The 12,976-nt window shown below is 41.8% G+C and carries 13 protein-coding genes and 2 riboswitches; of the genes, 9 read left to right on the top strand and 4 right to left on the bottom strand.

Annotation, left to right across the window (positions count from 1 at the left end):
• Window positions 1-148: 148 nt before the first annotated feature.
• The 3 genes from ADA55_RS01235 (at window position 149) to ADA55_RS29040 (ending at window position 4,365) form a co-directional block, all read left to right on the top strand.
• A complete protein-coding gene (locus ADA55_RS01235; RefSeq protein ID WP_048678046.1) occupies window positions 149-1,360 on the top strand; it encodes an MFS transporter in 1,212 nt (403 codons plus the stop codon).
• Window positions 1,361-1,612: 252 nt separating this feature from the next.
• Window positions 1,613-1,703: riboswitch (cyclic di-GMP riboswitch) on the top strand.
• Window positions 1,704-2,675: 972 nt separating this feature from the next.
• The gene (locus ADA55_RS01225) at window positions 2,676-4,133 is read left to right on the top strand and encodes a SulP family inorganic anion transporter (protein WP_226990372.1); all 1,458 of its coding nucleotides are present in this window, start codon (window positions 2,676-2,678) and stop codon (window positions 4,131-4,133) included.
• A gap of 85 nt (window positions 4,134-4,218) precedes the next feature.
• A complete protein-coding gene (locus tag ADA55_RS29040) occupies window positions 4,219-4,365 on the top strand; it encodes a hypothetical protein (RefSeq protein ID WP_153246080.1) in 147 nt (48 codons plus the stop codon).
• 98 nt (window positions 4,366-4,463) lie between these two features.
• Here the strand turns inward: ADA55_RS29040 and ADA55_RS01220 are convergent, their stop codons facing one another.
• Window positions 4,464-5,393 carry a manganese-dependent inorganic pyrophosphatase gene (locus ADA55_RS01220; RefSeq protein ID WP_048678042.1) on the bottom strand — a complete coding sequence of 310 codons (930 nt, stop codon included), beginning with the start codon at window positions 5,391-5,393 and terminating at the stop codon, window positions 4,464-4,466.
• Window positions 5,394-5,685: 292 nt separating this feature from the next.
• Window positions 5,686-5,866, top strand: a riboswitch (cobalamin riboswitch).
• A 138-nt stretch (window positions 5,867-6,004) separates the two neighbouring features.
• Here ADA55_RS01220 and ADA55_RS01215 point away from each other — a divergent pair.
• The 4 genes from ADA55_RS01215 to ADA55_RS29035 all read left to right on the top strand — a co-directional run bounded on the left by ADA55_RS01215 (window position 6,005) and on the right by ADA55_RS29035 (window position 10,095).
• Window positions 6,005-8,302 carry a ribonucleoside-diphosphate reductase subunit alpha gene (locus ADA55_RS01215; RefSeq protein WP_048678041.1) on the top strand — a complete coding sequence of 766 codons (2,298 nt, stop codon included), beginning with the start codon at window positions 6,005-6,007 and terminating at the stop codon, window positions 8,300-8,302.
• A 45-nt stretch (window positions 8,303-8,347) separates the two neighbouring features.
• On the top strand, window positions 8,348-9,400 hold the full coding sequence (locus ADA55_RS01210; RefSeq protein ID WP_048678040.1) for a ribonucleotide-diphosphate reductase subunit beta: 1,053 nt from the start codon (window positions 8,348-8,350) through the stop codon (window positions 9,398-9,400).
• Entirely contained in the window at window positions 9,372-9,809 is a 438-nt protein-coding gene (locus tag ADA55_RS01205; protein ID WP_057275730.1) for a flavodoxin domain-containing protein, read from the top strand. The genes ADA55_RS01210 and ADA55_RS01205 overlap by 29 nt, the downstream gene beginning before the upstream one ends.
• 118 nt (window positions 9,810-9,927) lie before the next feature.
• On the top strand, window positions 9,928-10,095 hold the full coding sequence (locus tag ADA55_RS29035; protein WP_153246079.1) for a hypothetical protein: 168 nt from the start codon (window positions 9,928-9,930) through the stop codon (window positions 10,093-10,095).
• A 41-nt stretch (window positions 10,096-10,136) separates the two neighbouring features.
• Here the strand turns inward: ADA55_RS29035 and ADA55_RS01200 are convergent, their stop codons facing one another.
• Together ADA55_RS01200 and ADA55_RS01195 are read right to left on the bottom strand one after the other, a co-directional pair.
• On the bottom strand, window positions 10,137-10,334 hold the full coding sequence (locus ADA55_RS01200; RefSeq protein ID WP_028393295.1) for a cold-shock protein: 198 nt from the start codon (window positions 10,332-10,334) through the stop codon (window positions 10,137-10,139).
• Between the two features lie 197 nt (window positions 10,335-10,531).
• Window positions 10,532-11,023, bottom strand: coding sequence for a hypothetical protein (locus ADA55_RS01195; protein ID WP_048678038.1), 492 nt, complete (start codon window positions 11,021-11,023; stop codon window positions 10,532-10,534).
• A 111-nt stretch (window positions 11,024-11,134) separates the two neighbouring features.
• On the opposite strand from ADA55_RS01195, the gene ADA55_RS01190 reads away from it, so the two are divergent.
• Complete coding sequence (locus ADA55_RS01190; protein WP_048678037.1) at window positions 11,135-11,620, top strand: GNAT family N-acetyltransferase; 486 nt, start codon at window positions 11,135-11,137, stop codon at window positions 11,618-11,620.
• Here the strand turns inward: ADA55_RS01190 and modB are convergent.
• Entirely contained in the window at window positions 11,582-12,235 is a 654-nt protein-coding gene (modB, locus tag ADA55_RS01185; RefSeq protein ID WP_048678036.1) for a molybdate ABC transporter permease subunit, read from the bottom strand. The two genes, ADA55_RS01190 and modB, sit on opposite strands and share 39 nt — an antisense overlap.
• A 247-nt stretch (window positions 12,236-12,482) precedes the next feature.
• On the opposite strand from modB, the gene spx reads away from it, so the two are divergent.
• Window positions 12,483-12,878 (top strand): transcriptional regulator Spx, encoded by a 396-nt coding sequence (gene spx / locus ADA55_RS01180; protein ID WP_034314875.1) that lies wholly within the window; start codon window positions 12,483-12,485, stop codon window positions 12,876-12,878.
• Window positions 12,879-12,976: the final 98 nt, after the last annotated feature.

The raw sequence follows: 12,976 nt of genomic DNA, 5'->3' as shown, positions 1-12,976 counted from the left end.
CTGAAAAATCAGTATTTTCACATTATACCATTTGCCCATTCATTAAAAAACCTGTTAAACAAATTCGTTTAATAAATTAGTTAATTTCTGTATACTATTATTTAGGAACCCGAAGTTTTTTTCGGAGGAAAGAAGTGTTGTTTGTAAAATGAACGCTCATAAAATAGCTAAACGGAACCTTTTCATCATGTGGTTCGCCAATTTCTTCATAGGCGGGAGCATGACGATGGTTCTCCCATTCATATCCTTATACATTGGTACATTCGGAGATTATTCGACTCAATATATCCAGCATTGGTCCGGATGGACTTTTGGAATCACTTTCGTGACAGCCTTTTTATTTTCCCCCATTTGGGGACGGATTGGTGACCGGTATGGCAGAAAGAAAATCTTGATTGCCTGCGCCTTTGGGATGGGCCTGTCCATCTTCCTGATGGGATTCGTCGAAAATGTTTGGCAGCTATTCGTCCTAAGGATGTTCACAGGAATATTCACTGGCTTCATTTCCATGTCCCAGGCTTTCATATCAACGCAGACACCAAAAGAAATTGCCGGACGTGTACTGGGAACCTTACAAACGGGAAATATAACCGGTTCCCTTTTCGGACCATTGCTTGGCGGCGTGCTTGCAGACACACTCGGCTATTCAACCGCCTTTAAATTCACCTCCATCACCATTTTCATCTCTGGTCTTCTTGTTTTTGCAACCAAGGAGTACCGAATGGAGCGGCAGAAGGGAACGAAGTCGAGCTATACAAGCAGGGAGGTTCTCTCACATATCTTAAGGAATCCCATCTTGGTGAATGTCATGCTCATCTCCACGCTTGTCCAAGTTGCCCACTTCAGCATCCAGCCCATTCTTTCTTTATACGTTGGTGAGCTGCATGGAACTTCCAATCTTGGTTTTTATTCAGGAATCGCCTTTTCTGCAGCAGGCCTGGGGAATTTATTGATGGCGCGTCACTGGGGCAAGATAGGTGATCGGCATGGACATGTGAAGATTCTTGTGCTGCTTCTTTTTTTGACAGCTCTTGTCTATTTTCCCGGTGCCTTCATCAATCATTTTTGGCAGCTTGTCTTTGTACGTTTCATACTAGGCATGGCAATAGGCGGCATCATCCCTGTAAGGATTGCCTACATTCGCCAAGAAGCGCCTGTCGCAATGCAGGGGGAAGTGCTTGGGTACAATACGAGCCTGCGCTTTTTAGGCAATATCATCGGACCCGCAATGGGCGGAATGGTTGCTGGTTTCTACGGATTCTCTGCCGTCTTCATCACGACCAGCACGTTACTCCTCATAGCCGGACTTGTCCTCTATTTCGCGATGCACCGCAATCCGGAGTTGGCCAGATCACATTAAAATCACATTTTTGGCAAGAAAGCCTGCTTCCATCTTTAAGCAGGCCTTCTCCTGTTTAATGCTCATACAGCTGTAGTGTGCTGGATACTTCTGGAGCTTTTTGTATAGGGAAATTATCGAAGAGAAATCAAGGAAAAAGATTTGAAGGGGTCACGTTCATGCCTATCCGTAAAGTCCACCAACCCTTATGACACACCCACAAACTGATAAGTATTTTTCCAGCACTTCATAACACATCAAATTTTATGTTAAGATTAATTCAGGCAAATTTTATGAAAGTAAAAGACGCAAAGCCACGGGCCTAAACCAACAACTTAGTTGTCATGGCAGCCGGGTTGCCAAGATTTTTCTTGAATGGATCACTTTATAATTAATTTTCTTGCCCCTTTTTAATTTGCCTAAAATTAAAACAAGGAGGGTTATATATGTTCTTTCCAACCATTTATTCAGCTACTACGGATGAGAGACACATAGTTAAAGATAAAAATACTTGTGCATGCGGCACAAGATATAATGCATTCGCAATGTTATCCAGAAGCGACCTTCGAAAGATCAGGTTCAAGCATTATAAAGAAGTAACATGTCCTTTATGTAAATCCAGTATCATTGATGAGGAATCCTCTTAACACAAGGATGGTTCCTACTCCCAAACTTTGATAGAGCTGGCTTTTCACCCTCACCACTTCCATATATGGTAAAAGGGGAAAATATCATTCCGATAAAAAAACTCTCTTACCTCCCGCCCACATATTGACACAGTTAGAGCACGATCTTTTTTTCATTATATGAATGGTAAAGGTACGGTCACCCTATAGGGCTCGATAAGATATAAATCATGAAGTAATCATTTGATTGTATCGCGTTTCGATAGTTCTAAAACCCATTTCTAGAAGATCATGAATCGATTCCAATCGGTGGCGTAAAGCTAGTAGGAAACGGAAATCCATGTTATTTTGATTTTAATTATGAAATAGATCTCTACCGTTTTACTCCACTCTCCCTTAGCGGGAATTTTACAAAAGCCTATAGGAGCCCCTTACGTCAAAAATGGCCAAGCCAATTCGAATGACTTTATTCAAGCATGACCTGTATGCATTCGCCCACCTCCATATAATTGACTTCCCTCACTTGATAGCTCAATCACCTTTTGCACCAATTCTTCTCTCCTAAAGCATTTTTCCTTCGTACGATAAGATGAATAGCCCTCGATTTGTCGTTTATATTATCCATATAGATAGAATAAAGGACTCATGCTATAATTTAGTGCGTTAAAAAAGAAATGAACACACATATAAAAGAAAGAAGGAGTGTTTCTTTGAATACATCTGCATACAAAAAGGAATGGTTCGGCAACGTTAGAGGTGATGTTCTATCGGGAATTGTCGTTGCCTTGGCATTGATTCCGGAGGCGATTGCCTTTTCGATCATTGCTGGCGTTGACCCAATGGTTGGTCTATATGCCTCATTCTGCATTGCCATCGTCATCTCCTTTGTCGGCGGAAGGCCGGGAATGATATCGGCTGCCACTGGCGCAATGGCACTCGTCATGGTCGACCTTGTTAAAGATCATGGCTTGAACTATTTACTTGCTGCAACAATATTGACTGGTTTGCTGCAAATTTTACTAGGGGTTTTAAAAATCGGGAAATTAATGAAGTTCATTCCGAAGCCGGTCATGACTGGTTTTGTGAATTCTTTAGCCATCTTGATTTTCACGGCACAGCTCACCCATTTCGTGGGCGAAACATGGATCATGTATGTCATGACAGCCGTTTCATTAGCTATCATTTATCTTTTTCCGCTGATCACGAAAGTCATACCTTCACCACTTGTCGTCATCATATTCATGACGATAGTTGCAGTTACCACGGGGGCTACGGTGCGGACGGTTGGGGATATGGGGCAATTGACCGAAGCGCTTCCAATGTTCATGCTTCCAGACATCCCTTTGACCTTCGAAACTTTGGCGGTCATTTTCCCTTATTCCATTGCCCTTGCGTTTGTTGGACTGCTTGAATCGTTATTGACGGCTCAAATTGTCGATGAGATGACTGACACGGACAGTAATAAGAATAAGGAAGCCAAAGGCCAGGGGATTGCGAATATCATCGCCGGATGTTTTGGCGGCATGGCAGGATGTGCGATGATCGGCCAATCCGGTATCAACATTAAATCTGGTGGAAGGGGCCGGCTCTCGACATTTGTAGCGGGCGCATTCCTTATGGTATTAATCGTGGTATTGAATGATGTCCTTATCAAAATACCGATGGCTGCACTTGTCGCAGTCATGATCATGGTTTCAATCGGGACATTTGACTGGTCTTCCCTAAAGAGGCTCACTAGAGCTCCTAAGTCGGATGCAGCCGTGATGATCGTGACGGTCCTCATTGTCCTTTATACACATGACTTATCAAAAGGGGTATTTGCCGGAGTGCTTTTGAGCATGATTTTCTTCTCGGCTAAAATTTCTAAAGTGGCAGTAGAGAAAACGGCAGACATCCAGGCTAAGAAAATCACTTATCGTATCAGCGGACAAATATTTTTCGCTTCTGTCCAGGACTTTGTTTCAAAGTTCGACTTCAAGGAAAAAGCCGATGCAATCGTCATCGACTTCTCTCATTCCAAGATCTGGGATGCTTCAGCAGTCGGTGCTGTCGATACGGTTATTCTTAAATATCAGCTCTTGGGAATACCTGTCCAAGTCCAAGGACTCGATGAAGAAAGTTCGACATTGCTTGAAAAACTCGCCACCTCAGAAAGTAAAATATCTTAAAGAAGTAAAATTCTGCTGAATAGAAACTTTTCAAACCGACAAAATAGATAACATGAATCATTTCCTTTTGAAAGGAGCGAAAAGCATGACACCAGAACAGGATTATACGGCAGCAAATCTGTCACCGGATTTATTGAATGAACTTAAAAGCTTTGAAAGCAAACTTGGCGAGGAAGCCAATAAAGAATTGATTGTCATCGCCTATGAAAAAGAAAAGGAATCTTTAAATTAAGAAAAAAGACTCAAACACCCTTAATGGGATGGTTGAGTTTTTTTTGAATGTACAGAAAAAGGGTGCCCATGTTTTTAATGAGCAACCCTTTTCCTGTATTATTTGCTGAATACGTCGGTTAAGACCGGCACGATTTGTTTTTTACGCGATACAACGCCTTCCAAGACGGCGATGTTATTGTTTAATGAAACGTCATATGCCTTTTCAACTGCATATGCCGCTTTACCAAGGGCCAAGGCAACGGAATCATTAGTCAGGATATCCGTTACGACGAATAGGAACAAGTCCAATTCCTTCACTGCGATGACCGCTTCAATCGCTGCTTCCAATTCAGCTTGCTTAGCAAGCACTTCGTTCGGATCAACAGCATTGACCTGTGCTATTTCCACTTTAGCCATTCCCATGGAGAATTCCTTTGCATCAAGAGTGATGAGCTGGGCAATCGTTTTGTCGCTTAAGTCAGCTCCCGCTTTCAACATTTCCAAGCCATATTTTTCAGCGTCGACTCCTGCAATGGCAGCCAGTTCCATTGCTGCCGCAACGTCTTGCTCCGTGCAAGTCGGGGATTTGAACAATAAAGAATCGGAAATGATGGCAGATAGCATAAGACCTGCGATTGCTTTAGGGACTTCAATGCCATTTTCTTTATAAATTTTATTTAAGATGGTTGCCGTACAGCCAACTGGTTCCGCACGGTAATATAATGGATCGCTTGTTTCAAAGTTAGCGATACGGTGATGGTCGATAACTTCCAACACACGGACTTGGTCAATATCTTCAGCACTTTGCTGGCGTTCGTTATGATCGACCAGGATTACGCCATCAGCTTCCCCTGAAACTTTTTCCACAAGACGGGGAGCATCGAATTTGAATTGGTCCAATGCATATTGAGTTTCACCATTCACTTCACCCAGACGAACTGGTTCAGCGTTGATACCTAACTGCTTTTTCAGATCTGCATAAGCGATTGCTGAACAGATTGTGTCTGTATCCGGGTTTTTATGTCCAAAAACTAATACTTTTTCCAAGATTTTATCCCCTTTTTCATAAATATTTTTCCGCGAATCCCCTCACCGCAATAAGGGAGAGCCACCTTTACTAGACACTTTATTTTAACACAAAATCCCGTAAAATCAGCGCTTGATTTATCCATTCCCCCATAAAATCTTTCATTCCCCTACCCTCTACCATCACTTTGTCAATAGATAAGGGTTGGTTTTTTTCAAATATATTAGTTGAATTATCATCGTATATGGCTTACGATAATATAAGCAGAAATACTAGATGTTGATTACATAAACAATTCCAATAACTATATATAGAATTTTTATAATCCAAGGTGCCAGTGATGGCTGAAAAGGGAATCCGGTGTAAACCCGGAACTGTCCCCGCAACTGTAAATGTGACGAAATGAGAAAACCACTGTATAGCTCTCTATACGGGAAGGACTCAAAGTAGGATGATCATGAGTCAGGAGACCTGCCTTGAATTTTTCACGTTTCTTATTCTTCGGGGATTGAGATGATGAAACGATAGTATAACGGCTATTTTTTCATGGCTCTTTTATTCTATCGTTTGATCCGCTCAATTCTTTGGGCGGTTTTTTTATTTTAGCGGAAGTTAACAAGGAGGATTATTAATGACTCAAATATATAACTCTACCATAAGTGAAAATGACACAGAAGCGAAATCCATCCAGCTTGAGACGTTATCGAAGGAATTCGAAGGCCGTCTCGATATGGAAAAGTTCAAAAGGCGTTTTACAAAATGGATTGATCGCAAAAGTGACTCAACCGAAGAACAGGCATCAAAAAAACTGATTCAGCTCGCTCTTGAAGGCGTGGATATCGATGCTCCGGATTGGACTTTCGTTGCTGCAGCAGAACTGTTGAATACAATGTATAGGGATGCACAAGCCAATCGAGGTTATGAAGGCAAGAGTTATGGCCCATTCTATGAGCTGATCACAGAACTCTCCCAGCTATCGGAAGGTCAGCGTTATCCCATATATAAACCAGAACTGCTATCTTCATATACAAAAGCGGAAATTGAGGAATTGGGATCGGTGATCGACCCGGAAAAAGATAAATTATTCTCTTACATAGGCATCTACTTATTGAATGACCGCTATCTGGCCCGCCCAAAAAAGGACAAGGTCTTCGAACTGCCGCAAGAACGTTTCATGATCATCGCGATGGAAATCATGCGAATGGAAAAAACGGAGCACCGCCTGCAACTGATAAAAGAAGCATACTGGGCCATGTCCAACCTTTATATGACCGTTGCGACTCCTACACTCTCCAATGCAGGTAAAACACATGGACAGTTAAGCTCCTGCTTTATCGACGCAATTGAAGATTCCATTGACGGAATTTACCTATCAAACTACGATGCGGCAAAAGTATCTAAATTCGGCGGCGGTGTCGGTCTTTACGTCGGTAAGGTTCGCTCGCTTGGTTCCGATATCCGCGGTTTCTCTGGAAACAGTTCCGGCACTACGCCCTGGATTCGACTATTCAACCAGACAGCTGTAAGTGTCGATCAATTGGGTCAGCGTAAAGGTGCCATCGCGATTTACTTGGATGCCTGGCATAAAGATATCATGAGCTTCCTCGATTTGAAGACTCAAAACGGGGATGACAGATTAAAAGCACATGATATTTTTACAGGTGTATGCATACCGGATTTATTCATGGAGGCTGTACGCGACAGAAAAGAATGGTATCTTTTCGATCCGCATACCGTTAAGCAAACCCTAGGATTTTCACTTGAAGATCTTTATGACGAAAAGAAAGGCGAAGGAAGCTTCAGGAATCATTATGCACTTGCTGTCGAGGCCGCAGAAAATGGCACGCTTCCAAACTATAGCTTTGAAAAAATCAATGCGATGGACATCATGAAAAGCATCATGATTTCTCAATTAGAAGAAGGCGTACCGTATATGTTCTACCGCGATGAAGTGAATCGGAAGAATCCGAATAAACATAAAGGTATGATTTATTGTTCTAACCTTTGCACGGAGATTGCCCAAAACCTAAGCCCTTCGACGATCACGGATGAATATGAAACAGAAGATGGAGATGTTGTTGTGGTTCGTAAAAGCGGCGATTTCGTTGTCTGCAACCTTTCATCCATTAACTTGCCACGAGCGGTGGGCAGCGATGTTCTGGAAAGATTGATTCCCATTCAGATCCGTATGCTGGACAATGTCATTGATGTGAATAATCTTCCTGTCAAACAAGCATCCATCTCGAACAAACGGTACCGGGCAATTGGTTTAGGAACGTTTGGATGGCATCATTTACTTGCCACACAGAATATTTATTGGGAATCCGATGAGGCTGTTCACTATGCAGATGCTTTATACGAAAAGATCGCTTACTTAACTATCAAGGCATCCAACGAATTGGCCAAGGAAAAAGGATCTTACCCATATTTTGAAGGTTCTGATTGGCATACAGGGGACTATTTCGAACTGCGTGACTATACAGATCAAAAATGGCTGGATTTAAAAGCAGACGTGCAGGAGCACGGGACCCGTAATGGCTACTTAATGGCGATTGCCCCCAATTCATCGACAGCCAAAATCGGTAATTCCACGGATGGAATCGATCCTTTGTATGAAATTGAATTTTACGAAGAAAAGAAAAACTTCAAATTCAAGGTGACCGCACCAGGCTTGACGCCAAATACGTATGAATATTATAAAAAGACGCGCTTCAATTTGGATCAACTGGAAAGCATCAGGCAAAATGCAGCCCGCCAACGCCATATTGACCAAGCAATCAGCTTTAATCTGTATGTACACAATACAATCAAAGCGAAGGTCCTGTTGGATATCCATTTAACAGCATGGGAAAGCGGGTTGAAATCAACGTATTATGTTCGTTCGACGTCTTCCGAATATGACAATGCCTGCGAAAGCTGTTCAAGTTAACGTCAATCATGGCCCAGTAATCTATTCTTAAAGGAGTTTTCACGAATGAACAATCTTATAAAAAAAATTCGGATGCTTGAACCGACGCATCCAACCAAGGCAACCGGTGTTTTCAAAGGAGAAGCTTCAGGCTTCCTCCTTTGGAACGATATTCAGTATGAAAAATTCTATGATACCTATACACAGCTCATCAATAACTTTTGGAAGCCTTCGAGCGTGAACATGATTCAGGATAAAAAGCAATGGGGCGAATTGGATGAAGATATCCAGGAAGCTTTTCTCGATATCCTTACGATGATTGCTGGAATGGACAGTCTTCAAACGCCCACTTTAGTAGAGATCCTTCGGTACATCAAAGATCCGGCGGCAAAAGCTATCCTGGCCAACATGGCCCAGCAGGAATCGATCCATAATGAGTCTTATTCCTATATCCTTGCTTCCTTGATTCCGGTAGGCAAGCAAAAACAGCTTTTCGACCGCATTAAAGAACATCCTGAAGTGATTAAGCGTAACCAACCGATCGTTGATGCTTATCAAACGTTCGTGGACGATCCCAGCCCTCAGCATTTATTCGAGGCACTGATCCATTCAACGAACCTTGAAGGGATCTATTTCTATCTGGCTTTCGCCTTTTATTATAATTTAGGACGCCAAAATCTAATGACCGGTTCCGCTACGATGATATCCTATATTCATCGCGATGAAATGGTCCATTTCGATTTCATTGGCATGCTCGTTCAAATCTTGATGTATGAATATCCTGAGTTAAATAATGAAGAAAACACGAAGTTCATCTATACAACGATTGAAAAGGCAGTCGAACTCGAAAAGGAATGGTCTGAATATATGCTCGAAGATATCCAAACGAAAGCCGATCTCGATTTGGAAGAATTCAATGAGTACATTGAATATATCGCCAACAAACGATTACGGATGCTAGGCCTTGAAAATTTGTATAAAGAGTATGGCGAGAACCCGATGCCATGGATCAAAACGTTCGATGATGAATCCATCGGCCTTACCAAAACCGATTTCTTCGAACAGAAGTCAAGGACTTACAGTCAAGTAAATGCCAGCAATGGGTTCGATGAGCTGTAAAATCGCCATTGTCTATCATTCTGCCGGCGGCAATACAAAAGCGCTTGCCGAAGCCCTCGCTGCCCTTTTACCTGAGGCTTTCCTATATCGAATGAATGAATTCGATTTACGTACATTGCCGGATTACGATGCATTGATCGTCGGCACCTATACATGGGGCAATGGGGAGCTTCCCGCTAAATCAGCTGCCTTTTATAAAGAACTGGAACAGTTGCCTATTGCTCGCCTGAAAACGGGAGTCTTCGGCACTGGCGAAACCAACTATAATCATTTTTGTGGGGCGGTCGATCATTTCCGGGACATGCTATTTGCCAAGAGCCAGTTATTGGTGACATTGAAGATAGAACAGATGTATCAAGAATCAGACCTGCACAGACTTCAAAAGTTCGCCTCGCTATTCCAGAACTGACTGAAAGGGGATATGCGTTTTCGCATATCCCCTTTCAGTGTTTTTTTAAAACTCGGCTCCCTCAATCATAGCAACGGTAAGCATGAAGTATAATGGAGAAAAAAGGAGATGTTATCCAATGACTGAGAATGTAACCCAGTTCCTGCCTATCCTTTTTATGCTAGTGCTTGTAGCTTTCGTTATATTCATCGTCTTTTTCCTGTCAGGGCATTTTAATCGTACTAAACGGATCGAAGAAAAATTGGACAAAGCATTAAAGGAAATCGCCGAAAAAAAGGAAAAATAAAAAGACTCCAAAATCGGAGTCTTTTTTTTATATGCGTTCAATTATTTTTGAACGTTAGCAGCTTGTGGTCCACGAGCACCTTGCTCGATTTCGAAAGAAACTTCTTGGCCTTCTTCAAGCGTTTTGAAGCCTTCACCTTGGATAGCTGAGAAATGTACGAATACATCGTCTTGGCCTTCAACTTCGATGAAACCGAAACCTTTTTCTGCGTTAAACCATTTTACTTTACCTTGTACCATGATAGTTCCTCCTGTGTTTGGAAAAATCCATTTTATTACTATTTTTGGTTCTGGATAATGTTTCAAGAGGAATCCTATTACAGTAAATCCTTCTATCAAACTTTTCCGAACAAAAATAATTACTCATATTATATCATGGAAAATCCTAAAAAAACAAGATTATCGCCGTAAATCAACCGACAAATTATCCTAAAATTCTACATTTTCCTCTTCTTGCTTTGTCGGAAGCCTTCGTCCAATAAGTAGCGCTCCGCCTCAACCGGACTTTCGAAACATTCCTCAAGATTCGACCCTGAATAAACATTCCAAAGCAGGTCTTCCTTTTGAAGTGTAAGCTCTTGCTTTTCAGGGCCAATCCATGCCCCTTCCAACCTAGCGAACTCGTTTTCCTCTTCTTCGATTTCAGCCGGAGGTTCAGATAGGTAATCCACACTTCTTTGGATCAATTCTTTTAATTCCGCTTCATTATAGTCACGTATATTGATAAACCCTTTACGGTCAGTGTCTTTTTTTCTCATATGCCCTGCGTAAACGAACCCATTTCCATTGGGATGCAAGTGCTGAACGACGATCTTTTTCTCCTGGACGCTATCTGGATAATGGAAGTTCACACGTCCCAATGAAACGTCTTTTCGCTGTAATTCCGGAAAAGTTTCAATGATGCTCAATTTTTCTTCAAATGTTAACAAATTTCTTCCTCATTTCATTAGATCATATTGTTTGTCGATTATAACACAGACTGATTAGAAACAATAATCCCCCTCTTCCATTATAATGTAATGAAAAAGGAGTGATGGGATTTGATCATAAGAATTCGGGACCTGGAAACAGACTATGGCCAGCAGCTATTTAAAGTGCAGAAAGAAGCCTATAAGGTGGAAGCGGAAATGATCGGTTTTGCCGATATACCTCCTCTAATGGAAACATATGAACAATTCATACATTGCCATGAAACGTTTTTATGCTATTTAAAGGGTGATGCCTTAGCTGGTGCCATATCTTATACAAAAGAGAATGGCCAAATTCTGATTTGCCGAATGATCGTCCATCCTGATTATTTTCGGCAGGGTATTGCGGACGCATTGTTGCATGCTCTTCAATTACACGTCGACTGGGAAAAGATATCCGTTTCGACCGGTAAAATGAACCTGCCCGCACGAAACCTTTACGAAAAAAACGGATTCACCCATAAAGAGGACGTAGAAGCCGCACCTCGCTTATCCATAAGCATTTACGAAAAACAGCATTCATTTTATGTATGTCACGATAAAAAGCATAATGAATGAAATGACAATGATTACGGCAACCCATAGCCAGGCCAATGTCATATTCCCGGAGTCCATGGCGATATAAATCGCGGTCGGTATGGTTTGTGTCTGTCCGGGAATGTTTCCGGCAAACATGAGTGTGGCCCCGAATTCCCCCAATGCACGCGCAGAACTTAAGATGGCACCTGTGACGATTGATTTGACCGCCAATGGGAGGGTTACAAACAGGAATAACCTCCACTCGCCGGCCCCGTCAACCCTTGCTGCATTTTCAATTTCTTCATCTATACCTTCAAAGCCCGTTTTAGCGGATTGGTACATTAGCGGAAAAGCTACCACTGTAGATGCAATGACCGCAGCCCACCAGGTGAACATCAAGGGCTGGTCAAAAACCCTTTCAATGAATTGTCCCGGCAGTCCATTCTTGCCAAAAATCACGATCAATAAAAAACCAACGACGGACGGCGGCAAAACAAGCGGCAATAAAAACGCTGTTTCCAACAGGACTCTTCCCCTGAATTGCTTTTTAGCCATCATTCGCGCCAGGAAAATTCCTAAAATGAAAACAAGGATACCCGCTAGTCCCGCTACTTGTATCGATAGCCTGACTGGTGACCAAAAATCCCCTGTCATGATACTTCTCTCACACCACTATTAAATATCGGCATATGCAGGTCCTTATTCGGTTTCATTACCCAAACCGTTTCTTTTTCATTAAAGGCAGATTTCATTTCATTTTCTCCCTTTCCTTTTAAAATAACATTTAAGTTTATTTTTCTTGACATCTTGCTGACACAAAGAAACGTTAAAGTAAGAGTATCACAAATATAAAAATAATTTCATTCCAATAAACTTGAAAACTTTGAAGGAGTCGATTTTAATGGTAACAATTTATACTACTCCAAGCAGTTTAGCCTGTCGTAAAGCAAAAGCTTGGCTTAAGAAGAACGAAATTTCCTTTAATGAACGTAACCTATATTCCCAACCTCTTTCTATAGAAGAAATAAAAGAGATTTTACGTAAAACGGAAGGCGGGACAGATGAAATCATCTCAACCCGTTCCAAAAAATTCAAAAGCCTGAATATCGATATAAATAATACACCGCTTAATGATCTTTGCAAGCTTATTCAAGATAACCCGGATTTACTTCGCCGGCCAATCATTTTCGATCATAAGAACTTGCATGCAGGATATAATGAAGAGGAAATGGGACGCTTCCTTCCAAGGAAGGTCCGTCATGTACAATTATGGCGGGCAATCAGCCAATTAGCTTAATTAGTTAGCATTCTGCATAATAAGAGGGTTGTCCATTACAAGGACAACCCTCAGACTGTAGACAAACTCGATGAAAATCGAGTTTGTCTATTTTTATG

This window comes from Bacillus sp. 220_BSPC (assembly GCF_001054655.1).
Taxonomy (GTDB): Bacteria; Bacillota; Bacilli; order Bacillales; family DSM-1321; genus Peribacillus; species Peribacillus frigoritolerans.
The sequence above is the reverse complement of the archived record's forward strand: the minus strand, read 5'-3'. Positions and strand labels throughout refer to the sequence as shown.